Here is a 16693-nt window from a genome sequence, read left to right as displayed (position 1 = left end):
AGTCCAATAAACTGCAGAACAAAGCCACGCGCGCAGAAGACCTTTTTCTGATACCACATGACGCACTTGGAGCGCGATCATTGCCTCGCCGACGCTCGTGCCAAAACTTACTGGTGTTGGCGCAATGATCGCCCTATCTCCTGCTCACGCAGCTATCTTCTTGTCGGCTTGGCTCTTAGCCTACTGGCTTCGCGGCGCGGCGATCAACCACAATGACAGCCGAGACGGCGAAAGACATGTCATCCAATATCCTGCTACTCTCGGCATATCCCCTATCTCAACGCTTTCAGAACGCGTTGAGCTCACTCATTGGAGGTCCATACGATCGGGCGACACTGGGTGACTTACGCACGCTGAAACTACCCTCCCTGCTTGCCGCACTTTGGAAGATTTCGCCGGATCGACTCGTTCTTCCGTTGGAAGATGAAGGCAGTCTCGCGCTGCTCCCGATTGTAAAACTCGTTGCTGGATTTACTCGCGCAAAGCGCATCGAAATCGTACGTCCCGACCTGTCAGTCGTGACGATCTCGCGGCTGTCAACAATTGTCGATTTTATTCGCTTTGTTGGCGCAAGCTTGAATTTGGTGCTGCAGGCAACGAAGTCTGCCATTGAACTAAAGGCCTTGTTGCGAGCACCGCGGCTCAATCAACCGGCATTGAACGGAAGCCGCCGCATTCTTTACCTGAAAACAAATCTTTGGATGGGAATAAAGGCAGGAGGATCGGTTGGCCACGTTGCCGGTGTCGTCAATGGCCTTCAGCACGCCGGCTATCCTGTTACGTTTGCGTCCGCAGAGCCGCCCGTCATGGTCGATCAAGGCGTGGAGCTGTTGCATGCGGCTCCGCCTCGGACCTTCGGCGCCCCCTACGAATTAAATAACTATCGGTTCCAGGCGAGCTTTGCGAAACTGGCCGGCACGACACTTTCTGATCAGCCCTACGGCGTCATTTATCAAAGGCTGTCAGTCGCGAATTATCTCGGCGTGGTGTTGTCGCGTAAATACGCCCTGCCGCTCATCGTAGAATATAATGGCTCGGAGACGTGGGTTGCTCGCAATTGGGGGCGCGGACATGGTTTCTCCGGTCTCGCAGCTATGGCTGAAGATGCCATGCTGCGCCACGCTCATTTGATCGTAACCGTTTCCGAGGTTTTGCGCGACGAACTTATTTCTCGTGGCGTGGAGTCCAAAAGAATCGTGACCTACCCCAATTGTATCGATCCCAAAATCTTTGACCCTTCCCACTTCAGTTTGGAAGAGCGAGCCCGTCTCCGCGCACGTTATGGGATAGCGCCTCATGAACGGCTCGTCACGTTCATCGGGACCTTCGGACAATGGCATGGCGTGGATGTACTTGCCCGAGCTATCGCCCGATTGCGCACCGAGGACTTTGAATGGCTGAAACGCAACAATTGTCGTTTCATGCTGGTCGGCGACGGGTTGAAGATGAACGAAGTCCGTCGCGTGATCCATGACGCCGGAGCGGAAGATATTTGCATCATCACCGGACTGGTGCCGCAAAATGAAGCGCCCTTGCATCTTGCCGCCGCCGATTTGTTTCTTTCGCCTCACGTTTCTAACACTGACGGCAGTAAATTCTTTGGTTCGCCGACCAAACTGTTTGAATACATGGCAATGGACAGAGGTATCTATGGCTCGCGCCTTGACCAAATTGGCGTTGTGCTGTCGCCCAGCCTTGATGTTAACAATCTCCCCGGACCAGCCATCTCTCCTCAGGAGACAAATCTGGAGGTTGCTGTGCTCGGTGAACCGGGAAATGTCGACGACTTGATCTCCGGTATCCGATTCCTGGTGGAACGTCCGGAATGGGCAAAATGTCTAGCTGCGAATGCACGAAAAAAGGCGTTGGTTGAATACACTTGGCAGCGTCATGTGCAGGCGATCCTTGATGGCTACGAAGCCATATCGAACGGATCAAGGTGAAGTCTTGAGTGGTTCGATATCAGGACAGGCTAAGAAGATTGGCATTTACTGGCACACGATTCGCCATCTCAAAGCGTCCCAGATTATCGCCCGTATTCATTTTCGCTTAGCCAGACCTCGCCCACGCCATGTAAGTTCGAATAGCTCTCGCCGATCGGGGGAGTGGACAAGATCTGCTGATCATCCAATCAGTCTGGTTGGTTTGAACCGCTTCACCTTTCTCAACAGAACATACGATCTCGATGAAATTGGTTGGGACAACCCTGCCGTCGATAAGCTGTGGCGCTACAATCTCCACTACTTTGATGATCTGGCCGCGAAAGATGCAGCCTCGCGGTCAACAGCGCATCGAACTCTTATTGAGCGCTGGATCACAGAAAATCCACCAGCCGGTGGATCCGGCTGGGAGCCCTATCCGACCTCTCTACGGATCGTGAATTGGATTAAGTGGCTTCTTGCCGGCAACATTCCTTCGCCAAATATGTTGAACGGCTTGGCAATTCAGGCGGACTGGCTAACCCAGCGTCTCGAATATCACCTGCTGGGAAACCATCTCTTCGTCAACGCAAAGGCATTGATTTTTGCCGGCCTGTTTTTCGAAGGAGCAGACGCTGATCGCTGGCTATCTCTTGGATTGAATTTGCTGCACCAGGAAATTGACGCGCAAATATTGGCCGATGGTGGGCATTTTGAACTTTCCCCCATGTATCACGCACTAATACTCGAAGATGTTCTGGACCTTTGTAATGTTTGCCGTGCCTACAGCCATCGCCTCCATGGTCGAAGCGCTATTCAACAGGAACTGGCGCAGCGCATGTTGCGCTGGCTGTCCGTCATGACCCATCCGGATGGCGAGGTTGCTTTTTTTAACGACGCTGCTTTCGGGATTGCTCCGCGGCTGTCGGAATTGATCGCCTATGCAGAAAGACTGGGTCTGCAGAAGCCTGCCGAGCCCACCAACGGCGTCATTCATCTCGCCGAAAGTGGCTACATTAGAATTCAACAAGATCGGATCGTCGCCCTCCTGGACGTGGGACAAGTTGGGCCGCGCCACCAGCCGGGCCATGCCCACGCAGACACCCTGAGCTTCGAACTCTCTATCGATCATGTCCGCGTTTTCGTAAACTCTGGCACCTCGGAATATGGCATTGGGCCGGAACGATCGCGACAACGCGGAACGGCTGCGCATAATACGGTCACGGTCGATGGATGTGATTCCTCCGAAGTATGGGGCGGCTTCCGGGTCGCGCGGCGCGCTGAGCCAAAGGAACTTTCCATTGAGCAGTCAGATCGCGATGTCAGAATCACCTGTTCGCACGACGGTTATCGCCGCTTACCTGGGCGCGTTGTTCACACCCGTCAGTGGCATTTCGCTACCAGCTGCTTGATAATCAAGGACGAGTTCAGCGGGCGGGTCTGCAAAGCAATATCTAATTTGCACGCTCATCCGGATATGTATTTTCAGCGCGTTCAAGATAGTGAATTCATAGGGAAGGTCGGTGAGCAACCACTGCAGGTCATGTTTTCGGCACCAATCGCTCCCACCATGGAAAACACGACATGGCATCCGGAATTCGGTCGGTCGTTGCCAAACCAAAGTCTGAGCGTTGCATCGAGCGGCGAGCCTATAACCACATCTATTCGATGGTGAGTGGCTCGTGAAGATCCTGCTCCTGAGCTTCTATTACCCCCCCGATCTCTCGGCGGGTTCATTCCGCGCCTCTGCGCTTGTCAAAGCGCTGCTTCAAGGTCGTGACGACGTTGAGATCGAAGTTGTTACGACACAACCGAACCGATATGCCAGCTATACCAGCGAGGCGCCAACAATGGAGCGCGGGGATCGGCTTGTGGTCCACCGCATTCCGCTCCCACCACGACGAGGTGGACTGAGCGAGCAGCTGCGCGCGTTTGTCTCATATGCACGCGGGGTGCGCAAAGTCACTCGGCGACAACAATATAACGTGGTGATTGCAACATCATCCCGGCTGATGACGGCAGCGCTGGGCGCCCTCGTCGCCAGATCCAAACGAGCTCCGCTTTATCTCGACATCCGCGACATCTTTGTCGACACGATTAATGGGGTATTCCCGCCATGGCTTGCCGCGCTGATCGTCCGTCCGTTCGCTGTTGTCGAGCGAATGACGATTAGATCGGCCACCATCGTCAATCTCGTATCGAGCGGCTTCCTCGATTATTTTAAAACTCGTTATCCGAACCAGCGGTTCACATGCCATACCAACGGCATCGACGAGGAGTTTCTTCGCGCGCTCCCGCAACCGGTCAAAAGCGATTCGAGCCGACTGACAGTTCTCTATGCCGGCAACATAGGAGATGGGCAGGGCTTGCACCACATCCTGCCCCCACTTGCCAAAAAACTGGAAAGCAGAATCACATTCAGGCTCATCGGCGACGGGGGCCGTTTTAAGCTGCTACAAGAAAAACTTCAGGAAGGCGGCATTAAGAATGTTGAGCTGTTCCAGCCTGTCCCGCGCCCGCGGCTGTTAGAGGAATACGTCAACGCCGATGTCCTCTTTCTCCATTTGAACGACATCGAAGCCTTTAAAAAGGTTCTTCCTTCCAAACTATTTGAGTATGGCGCGACCGGTAAGCCAATATGGGCGGGCTTGCGTGGTCATGCAGCCGACTTCGCGACGGCCGAGCTGGACAACATCGCGATATTCGAACCTTGTAACGTTGAAGAGGCCTCCGCAGCGCTGGATAAGCTTACTTTCCAAGTCACGCCGCGCGGTCATTTTCTTGAGAAATACGATCGACGACGAATCATGAAAGCAATGGCGAAGGATGTGCTGTCGATTTGTCATCAAGCCAAATAGGTGAGAGACTCAAATTCTCTATGTCTCCGCCACAGACAGGAGGATGCCGGAAGCGCAACGCCCCCGCTGTAAACAAGCCACTGAATGCGACAAACACTCGTCCCGCAGCCGCCCTCAAAATCTCCTCACGCTCCTCAACCACAGCCAAGAGCTGGATGGCGAGCCGCCTAATTTGTGAGTCAGGAATTAGAGCAGCAAGCCTTACCTTTCCGCGATTGCATTAGCTCTTCAATAGGTCTCGCAAATACACCTATAATACGACCACCGCTTCGAGCAGAGCCAATGAAGGAAGCTGAATGAATTTGCTTTGCGGGCTAATTGCGGTGGTGATATCGACCGCGGCTTGTCTAAAATTCCTTCCTCGCAAAGCCCTTTTGCCGACGCTCACATTTATTCTTGCTTACGGAGCCACCACGGTCGTTGGCGCGTCGTTGCTGCTTGACCCGTTTGGACAGAGACAATTCGAATACTTTATGGGCACCGACGCGGTGCAGCACATGCCTACGCTCGGGGGCGCGTCCTATTGGTCTTTGCTCTTGATGCCGCTGGTGCTCGCTCCCATCGGCTCAATTGTCGGGTACAAATTATCGCAGCCGATCATATCCGGTACCGCCGATTCGTTCGTCAGGCTTCGCCTCTGGCTGCCTTCGGCCGCATTGCTGCTTATCATGTTGACCGCCTATTGCATCTATAAGCTATGGCTTGCCGATGCTTTAGCCCCGTTATCGGCTGTAGATCCCAAAATCTGTATTGAGGATAAAATTCAACGGCGCGCGGCCCTGATAACTCTTCTCGGAAATAGCGTATACAAAGTTCTCTATGCTGCCGTTCCTATCTTGGTTGCATTAACGCTAGCCCATGCGATCCAGTACAGGAAACGGAGTTCGTTCGTTCTATGTGGACTAACGATCTTGCTGGGCGTTTGGCTCTGCCTTGCTCTCCACATGAAAGCACCCATTTTGATTATCCTGATAGGAGCGGCCGCCGCCGGCATTGCCGCCGGTCTATCCAGCACGCTCGTTCTGCCTGCGACGATCACTGCGGGTGCTATTATCTTCAGTGCTCTTACTGTAACGCAGGTCTGCGAAGCACCGAATATCACGCCGACAATATATCACCTGCCTATGGGCAGCAAAAAGCCAGCCGACGCGATAGCAATAAAAGCGGAGCCGCTTAGCGAGAATGCGCGAACCGATCAGAAGATCTTCTATCACGCAGTGCAAATCGCGCGGGCTCCGATCTTTAGAATGGCTGCGGGCTTCCCCTATTACGTCGACACATTTAGCGATCCCAGCGAAAGATGCGGCATCTGGGCGCCTTACATATTTCCTGGCAGTTGCTTTCCACCAATCAAGGCATACGAGATAGCCTATCCCTTTAAGCCAAATGCAACGACAGGATACCTGCCCGCCCCGGTCAATACTTCGGCGTTGGCAGAAGCTGGATACGCCTACTCCGTAGCAGCAACTCTGCTCGTGGGATTCACCATTGGGATAATCTCGACGTTCTGCGGATACAAAACCCCCTTTAGTGTGGCCTTTACCGTCGCCACGTGCATATTTGCCTATTATGCGTCCCAGGTTTCGCTAACCGCCTCACTGATAGACAGCTATGGCTTGTTGTGGCTTGTGCTTACAATCGTCGCGGCTTGGATCATAAGCTTCCTAGCTCAATGGAAACGATCAGAGCCTTCTTGAATGAATCTTTTTGCACTTTTTTGGACGATTGCCGCGCGCGGCTCAGCAATCGCATTCCAATTTGCTAACGGCGTTATCATCGCCCGCAACCTAGGTCCAACGGAGCTGGGAAAATATTATTATGTGTTCACGGCCGCCATGGTGGGCATGCAGCTTACTCAGCTTGGCCTCCACGTCAGCAACACCTATTTTTATTCGAAGCGGCCAGAGCTTCTGTCACAACTGCTGGGCAACTTACTTTACCTTACCGCAACGATCGGCGTCGCGACGGGGCTGGGCGTCTACGCGATTGAATTCGCCCTTGCCCAGGAATCGATAGAAGCACCGATCATCCTAGCGATTGTACTTTGTCCGCTTCTCCTGTTGGTTGTCAGCCTCAACTCTTTGTCAGTGGCGGTCAGTCAGCGAACTTTCAACGCCCTAGCAATTCTTCAAGGCGCGTCGACTCTATTTGCAACGCTGATAGCCTCTCTATTGGCTCCGACTGCTTCCGGATTCTTGATTGGCTATACTGCGGCACTGGGTCTGACTGCGATTGTTGCAATACTTCTTGTCAGGAACGGACAGCGTATATCGCGCCGATTCCACTGGCCGTTGTTCGCAGAAACGATTGCGTATGGCGTACGCGCTCACATTCTTTCTTTTGCGGGATTTGTCGGGATTCGCATCAGTGTTTTCGTGATACGAATTCACGGAGGTATTACGGACATTGGCTATTGGTCAATTGCCTCACAGATGGCAGACGCGATGCAGGTGGTCCCGAGCATTGTCGGAACGGTCCTATTTCCAGTCCTCATCCGGGCAAACGCCGAGGATCGCTGGCGTCAGACAATCAAGACCGCGGTTGGATTAACGAGCCTGATGCTTTTCGGGTGCATATGTCTTGCCCTGATCGCACATCCTCTCGTAACGACGGTCTTCGGCGCGAAGTATGAGCACTCCACCCCCATCCTTCTTGCGCTTCTTCCCGGCGTTATATTTTTATCGGCAATGACATCGGCCTCTCAGCTTCTGTCTGCATCTGGAGTTCCATTAGAACAGATGCTTGCTTGGATCATCATGATCAGCATGCAATCCCTTGCCGCTTTCGTGGTTTATCCACAGTGGGGCGTAGGAGGACTGGCTATTTTACAGAGCATGACGTTTGGCGTGATCTGTATTTGGCTGTGGGTGCTTGCGATGAGGAGCCATCGCCAAGGCGCCGTGTGAAGTGATCCCAAGGACTTGCCTTTCCTGTGAGCAGCATCCGCCGCGACGCTCGTCTCAAGAACAGCCTATTCGACCATGATGAATGCGTTGAAATGAGCGAGATCGCTGTAACCGTGCAGCAACACAGTTGCATGCGCAACGGACGTTAAGGATCCATCTCTGGTGGCTTGTGCTGCGGCGACGACCGAAAGCTCATGCAATCTGGCTGTGTTTGCAAAAATTCCGACCGACATCGACACTCTAATAATGAGTCCACACCCAGATCACTCCTGCGCTTGTGGCACAGGAGCGACCGTGAACCTTCAAGGTGTTTTCACGCCTCGACGACTTCGCCCCGCGTAGCAGCAGGCACCTTTGGATGCGCACTACGTTCGTAAAGGTGTGAGGCCGGCGTCCGATCGATCAGCAAGCTCAACAATTCCGGCCGGCTATAGTGGCCGCGCGAGTCCATCAAGCGCTTACGGCGATCTATCAGAGAGAAGTCGAGATCGGCGATAACCTCACCCTCTCCTGAGCGCAGCGGCTCGCCCATCAATGTACCGTCGGGCGCAACGATTGCGGTAAAGCAGCCGCTGGAGATGGGGCCGATGCTGCAGCCGGTATCCTTCATGATCTGGGCTTGCTGATCGGGATCGAGCCAAGCGGTCGCATTGACGACGAAGCAGGCAGACTCCAGCGCGTGTTGGCGAATATTCACCTGCATCTGCTCTGCAAAGATGTCCCCGGCGAATGATCCTGGATACATCGCCGAATGGATCTGCTCGCCATCGGCCATCAGCGCGTAACGTGCCAGAGGATTGTAGTGCTCCCAACATGCGAGCTGCCCGATGCGCCCCACAGCGCTGTCCACCGCGCGCAATCCGGATCCGTCACCCTGTCCCCAAATCATCCGCTCATGATAGGTCGGGGAAATCTTGCGGCGATGCTGGATCAGCGCGCCATCGGCATCGAACAACAACTGTGTGTTATAAAGCGTCCCACCATCCCGTTCGTTGACGCCGATGGAGACCACCATTCCTACCTGTCTGCAAGCATCGCTAATGGCATCCGTCGCTGCCGATGGCACAATCACCGCCTGATCAATCAATCGCAGATGCTCCTTGCCGAGATTGAGTTCGAAGGCAGACTGCACGAAGGAAAAATACGGATAGTAAGGAACTACCGTTTCTGGAAACGTAGCAAACTGGACGCCTTGGCGACCAAGTTCGAGGATTTTGCGAACCACCTTGTCGACGGTCCCTTCACGGCTATAGAGCACGGGACTAATCTGGACTGCTGCTGCCTTGACTTTCGTCATTTTGTACCTCCATCTATATATTGCATATACAACATAACGAACACACTACTCGATGACAAACTCATTGAACGGATGCTTTCAAAGCCCGTCTGCGATGCTCTTGATGGCTGCGGCGCCGCTCTCACCGAGTAAAGCTTTCCCCCGCCGTTGCGCCGCTCGCCAGGCCGGCGCGACGTCATTCAGCAATTTCTTGCCCGCCTTGGTCAGCACGATCGCCCTTTTTCGCCCGCCCTCTTCATGCGCAACCTCCTCGATCCATCCGTTCGACAACATGAGTTGAAGATTTCGCGTCAGGGTCGAACGGTCCTGATGGTTCTGCCGCCCGATCTCGGCACGACTCGCTGACTCCAGCCTCGAAATCATCACCAGCAAAGAGACCTGAGGTGCATTGATTCCAAACGACCGATACTCTTCGTCGTAGATGCCGGTGATAACCCGCGCGATGCGACGCGTCCGCGTCAGCAGGCAATTTCGAGTGATCTCGTTAGTAATGTCGTCAGCCATTGTTTTGCCCAGGGACAGTAGAGGTGGATATAATGATGTATATACAACATTATGTCAATGCCTTTTAAGGCGCGCATGGCGGACGGACGATCACCAAATACAAATACAGGGCTCGATCGCTTGAGCTCTGTACCTTCATCCGGTTTCAGAGAAAAGAGTGTCGCTGACGGAGACCGAAGAAAAATGGTCGATCTCTTACACACGCAGGCCATAGAATCCGATCGTCGCCACCTTGCGATATCCGATACGTTCGTAAACTGGGGCACCTGCCATGGTGGCGTGAAGAACAGTGCGGGTCAGCCCCGTCGCTTTCGCTCCTTCAAAGAGAGCCTTGCGGACGGTTGCTTCCCCATACCCTTTCCGTTGCGCCTCGGGCGCGGTTGCGACAAGCGCCAGAAACAAGCACTCGTTGGTTTGCACCGTTGCGGCAGCTGAAACCGGGACACCGTTTTCGAGCCCGAGATACGTGTACATGCCTGATTTCCAAAGCGCTGACCCGCGAAGCCCGTCGCGACCAGCCTCGAGCGGCATGCCGTAAGCGCGCGAATTGAGATCCGCGTAAGCTAACAACTCGTCGTCCGTCGTAACACGGACGAAGTTTAGGTTCGGATGGGTCGGCTCGGGGATCGGCAGGAAATCACCCGACATGCCAAATCCAGAGAGCGACAGGCTCAATCCCGCGCGATCTGCAGCAGCCGGCAATTCCGCACGACAAGACGGGCCGAGAAGCTCCTCGAACAACCAAAGGAACCCAGGCTGGCTTCGTTGGCGCATGTAGGTGGCTGCCTGCGTCAGCCGTTCGTCCAATAACTTGCCGTCAGCGATTTGATCGTTGAACGTGATGCAATTCCAGAATGGGAATTTGCTGTCGGCCCACCGCAGTGCCGTGCCAGGAAGGTCGCGCACGTCGCCCGTGCCACGGTCAGTTACAATCGCCTTCCACGTATCGGCAAGTTGTTGAACGGATTCGAAGGCGGCTGGTGAAATGCCGGTCAAGGTGTCCTCCAGTGCGAGCCGCGCGAATTTGGACAGAGGCTGTTTCAGTTCGCCTACAGCGTCGTAAAAAGGGACTACACCTGTAATATTCTCGGGCCTCTCAGCGAGACACAGCGTCAGCGCGCCAGGAAGCAAGACTATGAACGATATTGTTCGAGAGATAGCAGGGATGCGAATCCTCATCTGCGCCGCCGACGCCTCGCAGCTCTTGAAGGAGAGCGATGCGAACACGTTCATAAGCGCAGCGTGGCACCACGAAGCGACGATGGTCGCGATTCCAGTCGAACGATTAAGCGATGACTTTTTCCGCCTCAGCACCCGCTTGGCTGGGGAAGTCGTGCAGAAGTTTGCAAACTACCGTCTCCGCCTGGCGGTCGTAGGCGATATCTCCGAATGGATTTCGCAGAGCAAGTCGTTACGAGACTTCGTCTATGAAGCAAACAATGGACAGGTTGTTTGGTTTGCCGCCGATGAAGACGAGCTAGGTCGGCGTCTCGCAACCGACGACGGCCGAGACGCTCCATCAACGGTCGCGAAGCTCTGAGTACTCGCGTCTGACGCGTCAGTAATTGGCGGAGAGGGAGGGATTCGAACCCCCGATAGGCTTGCACCTATGCCGCATTTCGAGTGCGGTGCATTCGACCACTCTGCCACCTCTCCGGGTACCAAATCGGCCATCGCGGACCGGGTCGCGGCGAGTTCTATGCGAGGTTGACCGGATAGACAAGGCGCGGAAGCGATTAACCCACTCTGTTTGACTTGAGACCGTTCAGAATTTGTGAAGTAGTCGTACCATCTGGGCGGCCCCAGCAACATATTGGAAACTCGAGGCTTTTATCCAAGGAGAAAGCCGGTCACTCGCGATGAGATGGCTCGCATCGGCAAATTAGGACAGGATCTGCCGGGTGCCATTCGTTTAGCCGCGCACGAGAAGGCCGCCGCCTCACCCTTTCTTCTTCTCGCGCGGATTGCGCATGGTGAAGCGCGCGTTGCCAAGACCGGTGCCGATGGTCAGGATTCCCCAGCGTTTGTAGTCCTGCATGAAGGGGATTTCGCTTAACCCCTGCACCACACCGTCATTGTGCATCAACACCGCCGTGTCGTGGGTGCCGATGGTCGGGATCGCTTCGACCAAGCTGTTCGGAAGATTGAATTTGCTGCTCTCCCAATTGCCCGGGAGATTTTGCGCGCCCTTTTCGATGGAGCCGTCTTCCTTGATGGCACCGGGGCACGAGATGCCAATGAACGGCGCCAGCTTCAATCCCTCGCCTTCGGCCTGCTTGATCAGGTCTTTCAGCATGCTGGCGAGCTTCTTCACCGCCCCTTCCCGGGTCGGCTCATCGTCGGCATGCCGCCACAGCTCCGACTTCCAGACATGAGCTTTTGATAGATCCGCCGCCTTTTTCTGGCGTGTTTCCACCACGCCGCAACGGATATTCGTGCCGCCAATATCGACGGCCACGATGCTGTCATGGGCCTCGAAAATCCATGACGGCGCGAGGTGTGCACAGCCGATCAACCCCGCTTCATCGGGATGAAAACGAATCGGAATCATCCGAATCTTGTGCCCATCCGCCTTCAGAATGATGTCGGCGCGCGCGATCGCCAGTTCGCCAATCCGGCTCTGCCGGAAGCCGCCACCCACAATGATCGCTTCGGTCTTGTCCCACGCCTTGGTTTTCAGGAAGCGCGATGTGACATAGGCTAGCTCCTGAGCGAAGTCCTCAATAGCGCTGTGAACCAGCGCCGACGCCTCGACGTCGTCGCCGACAAGAATTTCGTCGAGCTTTTTCTTGCTGATCTCCTCGGAGGACTTCGCGCCGAACGGATCGTCGCCGTTTTTCTTGAGGGGCTTGCGCCAGTTGTCGAGGATGGCCTGGAAAGCACCCTTGCTTGCGCGGTCGCCCAGAAATCCCTCGTCATCCTTGAGCTCAATATTATAGCTGTCGATGTCTACGGATGGCAGGCGAGCCGCCCCATGGTTGCCGATTCCGGCGGTCGTCAGCGTGTCTTCAGCCATAATTCCTCGTCCCTTGCCCTTGAAGCGAGTGACAACGGCTTGGGAACCAGTTTGTTTCACAGGCGCGAAGGTCGCAGCAGGGGCCAAAACAGCTCAGAAACGCCCGAAACCACGGCCGTTTATGCGGTTTTTGGGCCCGTTTGCCTTGACTCGGAGGCTCGGGCCGATATAAGTCCTGCCATCCGGCGTGGGATTTCTCGCGCCGTTTGTTTTTGTGTGGCTGCCTGACGGCAAGCTGGACAAGAATTTCGCGGTCCAAATGATCGCGGTGAACCCATAACGACTGAATAAGAAGCCGGCCCGGACGTCGTCCGAGTGCTGGGATCGAACACGAAGGAAGAGAACGATGTTCGCAGTCATCAAAACCGGCGGCCGGCAATTCCGTGTCGTTCCGAATGATGTACTTGAGATTGGCAAGATCGCCGGCGATGTCGGCACGATCGTGCAGCTGGGCGAAGTGATGGTTGTCGGCGGCGATACGCCGACGCTGGGAGCTCCTTTTATTGCTGGCGCGTCGGTTGCGGCCGAAGTGCTGGACCACAAGCGCGGGCCGAAGGTCATCGCCTTCAAGAAGCGCCGCCGCAAGAATTCGAAGCGCAAGCGCGGCTATCGTGACGAAATCACGGTGATCCGCGTCACCGAGATCCTGACCGATGGCAAGGCTCCGACCATCGGACCGCGCCCGAAGAAGGAAAAGAAGGTTGAGGCTGCGCCGGCTGACGGCGACGCTCCTGCAAAGAAGAAGGCTCCGGCCAAGAAGGCAGCAGCTTAAAAACTGCGCCGAAGGCCAAGAGCGACAAAAATTGAAATGATTCCGTCGAGGAATCGGTCTATATCCTAAAGACGAATTTTGGAGACGAGCCATGGCTCACAAAAAAGCAGGCGGTTCATCGCGCAACGGACGCGACTCGGCAGGTAAGCGCCTTGGCATCAAGGCGTTTGGCGGCGAGCGCGTGATTCCGGGCAACATCATTGCACGTCAGCGCGGCACCACCTGGCATCCCGGTCAGAACGTCGGCATGGGCACTGATCATACCCTATTCGCCAAGGTCGAAGGCCGCGTGGAATTCCGCGCCAAAGCCAACGGCCGCACGTTCATCTCGGTTATTCCGATGGTGGCGGCGGCTGAATAAACGGTAGACACATCGCGTCTGCCGGGTCCTGTTGAACCGGCAGAGCACTGGAAGGCTCGAAGGGGAGACGGGAAACCGGCCTCCCCTTTCGTTTGCGCGCTCGTTCATGGGGGGCGGGCGCAACCAAGGAGCCAACCATGTTGCAGGAAATTCCAACACCCACGTTGCGGGAATCAAGAGCTGTCGTCCTCGAGACCGAACGGTTGATGTTGCGTCAGCCGACACTCGTGGACGTAAAAGCCATTGCCGCTGTCGTTGCCGACAAACGCGTGTCCATCAACCTCCGTCGTGTGCCGCATCCTTACACGCTGGATGACGCCACAACGTTCGTAACCTCGGTTGCGAGTACTCTCGACACTGTCTTCCTGATCGAGCACGAGCGCACCGTCGTTGGCCTCGTTGGCATCAGTTGGAAAGATGAAAACGCGCCGGAGCTTGGCTATTGTCTCGGCGTCGACCACTGGGGCAAAGGCTACGCGACGGAAGCGGCGCGGGCGGTGATCGACTACGCCTTCGAGGAATACGCCATCGAGCACCTGATCTCGGGTGCCCGCGTCCTGAACCCGGCATCTCGCCACGTGCTGGAGAAATGCGGCTTCCAGTGGACCGGCGTCGAACTGCATCGGTTCCTCGCACTCGGGTCATCGACGCCAGTCGACTGCTTCAAGCTGGATCGCGCCGTATGGGCTTCGATCAAAAGCTGGCGCAACTCGATGCGGCGCGGCGCCTAGAGCCCATTCGGTTCTGATTGATCAGAACCGAAGCTCTAGATTTTTATTTTGACGCGTTTTCTTCACGCGAACCGGTAGCCACTTCGCTCGAAAACGCTTTGAAAGGCGCCTCGCTACACCACTGTTGGCGGATTGGGCTCCGGCTCGCGATGCATAACCACGCGTTCGCGCAGGAAAATGTAGATGCCGGCGCACGCAACAATGAAGGCTCCAATCATGGTGTTCGACGATGGGATGTCGCCGAACACCAGAAAGCCAAGCGTGATTGCCCAGATGATCATGGTGTACTGGAACGGCGCCACAACGCTCGCCGGCGCAAGTGCCAGCGATCGGTTGATGCACAGGATGCCCGCGACATTGATGATGCCGCTGAGCATCAGCAGACCCACGATCGCCCACGTCGGCGGTACAAACATAAATGCCGACAAAAAGCCGCCGAACAGGAATGATCCGACGACTTGTGCGGTGCCCAGGAACACATTGGACGTTCCGCGCACAAAGCGTGTGGTGATCATGAACATCGACTGACACAGGCAGCCAGCGAGCGCGATCAGCGCTGGCCAGGAAAAAGTTGCGCCCGTCGGACGCAGAGCAATCAGCACGCCGATAAATCCGACAACCACAGCGCTCCACCGTCGCCAGCCGACATGTTCGCGTAGGAAAATTGCAGAGAACGCGGTCACGAAAATCGGCGCAGCGAGGTAGCAGGTGGTGGCATCCGCAAGCGGAATGAATTTGATCGCGGTGAAGAACAGCATCCCATCTGCCACAGAGAAAGCCATTCTCAGCGTCTGTAGCCCCGGTCGTGGCAGGTTTCGAGCCCCTGCAAAATTGTCGCGCGCGAGAAACGGCAGCAGGACAGCCAGCGCCCCGAAGCCCCGGATGAAGAACACCTGCGCCGGAGGATACGTCGCCACCATCATTTTGCTGAACGCGTTGACGCACGAAAAAATCGATACGGCCGCGACCATAAAAAGAATGCCCTTGAGCGCGGACGATTTCACCTTCGTGTCGGTGAAAGGTTTGAAAGAAAGAGGCATCTGCAACGGCTGGAACTTGAAATAAAGGCGGGCACGGAGCGCCGGAATTATTGCGCTCCGGAATGCTTAGAAAGCATTCGCATGTAGAACAACCGCTAGAAATGCACGCCTTTCGCCGTTGCTATGCCACAGCGTTTCAGCCAGGCGGCGGCACCACCACGGGCTCCTCCCGCGCAAGATTGCGCTCGCGGAAGAAGATGTAGAGGCCCGCGCCGATGATGATCGCAGCTCCGGCAAGCGTATGCGGCGCCGGGACATCGGCGAAAGCAACATAGCCGAAGATTACCGCCCAGATAATCATGGAATACTGATACGGCACCACAACGCTGGCCGGTGCCAGCATCAGCGAACGGTTCACACTGAGACCTGCGCCGACGGAGAAGCACGAGGCCAGCAAGAAGAAACCAAGATGCGAGAATGATGGCGTCACCCAGCCAAATGGTGCAATCAAACCACCCAACACCAGCGTGCCGACGAATTGGCTCGATGCGAGCACAATGTCCGGCGTATCCCGCAGAAAACGCGTCACTAGCATCAGGGCGGCAAACGATGTGCTGCCGCCAAGAGCGATGAGCGCTGGCCAGCTGATGGTCTGCGCTGAAGGTTGCAGCGCGATCAGGACGCCACAGAACCCCACCGCGATCGCGATCCACCGCCGCCAGCCGACATGCTCACCAAGGAAGAACGCGGCCCCCGCTGTCACAAAGATTGGAGCCGCGAGGTAGTACGTGATGATATCGGCGAGCGGCAGATAGATCGCAGCGACAAAAAACGCCGCCACTTCCGCCGTGGACAGAACCACCCGGAGAACCTGCAGGCCGGGCCGCTGCCAGTTGGCGAGTTGCCCCCGGTACCGCCAGATTAGCGGTGACACCAAGATCAGCGACCCGACACTGCGAAAGAACAGCAGCTGGCCGACCGAATAGGTCCCGACGATAAATTTCCCGAGCGCGTCTCCGAACGAGAACAAAAAGATGCCAAGCAGCATCAAGCCAATGCCGGCGAGCCGGGCCGTGGGGTTGTTGGCGTCGGCGGAGATTTTCGCAAACATGGCTATGCCGGGGATGAATCAGACCAAAATGCGGCTGAAAATCCCGTTTACGGGGCTGAGCCGTTTACTGCAACCGCTACAAATGCAGCCATTAACCTATCAGCATGCATCAATTGGTTGCCGCTGCGGCGCCCATGGCGCATATATGCATCTGGATGGAAACGACGGCACAGCCGGTTTCCGCATTTTCGGCGCCCGAAGCGCATTTTTGCTGATCGCGCTCCGCTACGGATGAACC

General features: G+C 55.7%; 15 protein-coding genes, 1 tRNA gene and 1 pseudogene. 10 read left to right on the top strand and 7 right to left on the bottom strand.

The features are described from left to right. Positions 1-212: 212 nt before the first annotated feature. The 5 genes from ACZ5C3_RS01850 (at position 213) to ACZ5C3_RS01830 (ending at position 7683) form a co-directional block, all read left to right on the top strand. Positions 213-1943 carry a glycosyltransferase gene (locus ACZ5C3_RS01850; RefSeq protein ID WP_464034812.1) on the top strand — a complete coding sequence of 577 codons (1731 nt, stop codon included), beginning with the start codon at positions 213-215 and terminating at the stop codon, positions 1941-1943. Beyond that, on the top strand, positions 1909-3594 hold the full coding sequence (locus ACZ5C3_RS01845) for a heparinase II/III family protein (RefSeq protein ID WP_464034811.1): 1686 nt from the start codon (positions 1909-1911) through the stop codon (positions 3592-3594). Before ACZ5C3_RS01850 ends, ACZ5C3_RS01845 begins: the two co-directional genes overlap by 35 nt. A gap of 7 nt (positions 3595-3601) precedes the next feature. After that, complete coding sequence (locus ACZ5C3_RS01840; RefSeq protein WP_464044473.1) at positions 3602-4777, top strand: glycosyltransferase family 4 protein; 1176 nt, start codon at positions 3602-3604, stop codon at positions 4775-4777. Between the two features lie 296 nt (positions 4778-5073). Beyond that, entirely contained in the window at positions 5074-6474 is a 1401-nt protein-coding gene (locus ACZ5C3_RS01835; protein WP_464034808.1) for a hypothetical protein, read from the top strand. Then, complete coding sequence (locus tag ACZ5C3_RS01830; protein WP_464034806.1) at positions 6475-7683, top strand: lipopolysaccharide biosynthesis protein; 1209 nt, start codon at positions 6475-6477, stop codon at positions 7681-7683. Between the two features lie 313 nt (positions 7684-7996). Here the strand turns inward: ACZ5C3_RS01830 and ACZ5C3_RS01825 are convergent, their stop codons facing one another. The 3 genes from ACZ5C3_RS01825 to ACZ5C3_RS01815 form a co-directional block, all read right to left on the bottom strand. Next, positions 7997-8980, bottom strand: coding sequence for a nitrilase-related carbon-nitrogen hydrolase (locus tag ACZ5C3_RS01825; RefSeq protein ID WP_464034804.1), 984 nt, complete (start codon positions 8978-8980; stop codon positions 7997-7999). Positions 8981-9058: 78 nt separating this feature from the next. Continuing rightward, entirely contained in the window at positions 9059-9484 is a 426-nt protein-coding gene (locus ACZ5C3_RS01820) for a MarR family winged helix-turn-helix transcriptional regulator (RefSeq protein ID WP_464034802.1), read from the bottom strand. A 195-nt stretch (positions 9485-9679) separates the two neighbouring features. Further along, on the bottom strand, positions 9680-10480 hold the full coding sequence (locus ACZ5C3_RS01815) for a GNAT family N-acetyltransferase (protein ID WP_464034800.1): 801 nt from the start codon (positions 10478-10480) through the stop codon (positions 9680-9682). Between the two features lie 139 nt (positions 10481-10619). Between ACZ5C3_RS01815 and ACZ5C3_RS01810 the strand changes: the two genes are divergently transcribed. Further along, a complete protein-coding gene (locus ACZ5C3_RS01810) occupies positions 10620-11024 on the top strand; it encodes a DUF4180 domain-containing protein (RefSeq protein ID WP_464044471.1) in 405 nt (134 codons plus the stop codon). 26 nt (positions 11025-11050) lie between these two features. On the opposite strand, the gene ACZ5C3_RS01805 is transcribed toward ACZ5C3_RS01810, so the two are convergent. Both ACZ5C3_RS01805 and ACZ5C3_RS01800 read right to left on the bottom strand, forming a co-directional pair. Next, positions 11051-11140: transfer RNA gene (locus ACZ5C3_RS01805), tRNA-Ser, on the bottom strand. Between the two features lie 283 nt (positions 11141-11423). After that, the gene (locus ACZ5C3_RS01800; RefSeq protein ID WP_464034794.1) at positions 11424-12500 is read right to left on the bottom strand and encodes an ROK family protein; all 1077 of its coding nucleotides are present in this window, start codon (positions 12498-12500) and stop codon (positions 11424-11426) included. Positions 12501-12846: 346 nt separating this feature from the next. On the opposite strand from ACZ5C3_RS01800, the pseudogene rplU reads away from it, so the two are divergent. From rplU to ACZ5C3_RS01785, 3 genes and pseudogenes are all read left to right on the top strand, one after another. Beyond that, positions 12847-13307, top strand: a pseudogene (gene rplU / locus ACZ5C3_RS01795) (50S ribosomal protein L21). A gap of 56 nt (positions 13308-13363) precedes the next feature. After that, a complete protein-coding gene (gene rpmA, locus ACZ5C3_RS01790) occupies positions 13364-13633 on the top strand; it encodes a 50S ribosomal protein L27 (protein ID WP_464034793.1) in 270 nt (89 codons plus the stop codon). 137 nt (positions 13634-13770) lie between these two features. After that, positions 13771-14364 (top strand): GNAT family N-acetyltransferase, encoded by a 594-nt coding sequence (locus ACZ5C3_RS01785; RefSeq protein ID WP_464034791.1) that lies wholly within the window; start codon positions 13771-13773, stop codon positions 14362-14364. A 113-nt stretch (positions 14365-14477) separates the two neighbouring features. Here ACZ5C3_RS01785 and ACZ5C3_RS01780 read toward each other — a convergent pair whose 3' ends face one another. After that, on the bottom strand, positions 14478-15404 hold the full coding sequence (locus tag ACZ5C3_RS01780) for a DMT family transporter (protein WP_464034789.1): 927 nt from the start codon (positions 15402-15404) through the stop codon (positions 14478-14480). 136 nt (positions 15405-15540) lie between these two features. Continuing rightward, complete coding sequence (locus ACZ5C3_RS01775; protein WP_464038473.1) at positions 15541-16461, bottom strand: DMT family transporter; 921 nt, start codon at positions 16459-16461, stop codon at positions 15541-15543. On the opposite strand from ACZ5C3_RS01775, the gene ACZ5C3_RS01770 reads away from it, so the two are divergent. Next, on the top strand, positions 16454-16690 hold the full coding sequence (locus ACZ5C3_RS01770) for a hypothetical protein (RefSeq protein ID WP_464034788.1): 237 nt from the start codon (positions 16454-16456) through the stop codon (positions 16688-16690). The genes ACZ5C3_RS01775 and ACZ5C3_RS01770 overlap by 8 nt on opposite strands. Positions 16691-16693 lie beyond the last annotated feature (3 nt).

This window comes from Afipia dichlorophenoxyacetatis (assembly GCF_055386385.1).
This window is presented reverse-complemented; position numbering and strand designations above follow the sequence as displayed.

Bases quoted from the DNA above. Each gene is read 5' to 3' on its own strand.
- rpmA (WP_464034793.1), top strand. From the start codon at position 13,364: ATGGCTCACAAAAAAGCAGGCGGTTCATCGCGCAACGGACGCGACTCG.
- ACZ5C3_RS01770 (WP_464034788.1), top strand. From the start codon at position 16,454: ATGGCTATGCCGGGGATGAATCAGACCAAAATGCGGCTGAAAATCCCG.
- ACZ5C3_RS01820 (WP_464034802.1), bottom strand. From the start codon at position 9,484: ATGGCTGACGACATTACTAACGAGATCACTCGAAATTGCCTGCTGACG.
- ACZ5C3_RS01835 (WP_464034808.1), top strand. From the start codon at position 5,074: ATGAATTTGCTTTGCGGGCTAATTGCGGTGGTGATATCGACCGCGGCT.
- ACZ5C3_RS01785 (WP_464034791.1), top strand. From the start codon at position 13,771: ATGTTGCAGGAAATTCCAACACCCACGTTGCGGGAATCAAGAGCTGTC.
- ACZ5C3_RS01830 (WP_464034806.1), top strand. From the start codon at position 6,475: ATGAATCTTTTTGCACTTTTTTGGACGATTGCCGCGCGCGGCTCAGCA.
- ACZ5C3_RS01825 (WP_464034804.1), bottom strand. From the start codon at position 8,980: ATGACGAAAGTCAAGGCAGCAGCAGTCCAGATTAGTCCCGTGCTCTAT.
- ACZ5C3_RS01800 (WP_464034794.1), bottom strand. From the start codon at position 12,500: ATGGCTGAAGACACGCTGACGACCGCCGGAATCGGCAACCATGGGGCG.
- ACZ5C3_RS01810 (WP_464044471.1), top strand. From the start codon at position 10,620: ATGAACGATATTGTTCGAGAGATAGCAGGGATGCGAATCCTCATCTGC.
- ACZ5C3_RS01850 (WP_464034812.1), top strand. From the start codon at position 213: ATGACAGCCGAGACGGCGAAAGACATGTCATCCAATATCCTGCTACTC.
- ACZ5C3_RS01780 (WP_464034789.1), bottom strand. From the start codon at position 15,404: ATGCCTCTTTCTTTCAAACCTTTCACCGACACGAAGGTGAAATCGTCC.
- ACZ5C3_RS01845 (WP_464034811.1), top strand. From the start codon at position 1,909: ATGGCTACGAAGCCATATCGAACGGATCAAGGTGAAGTCTTGAGTGGT.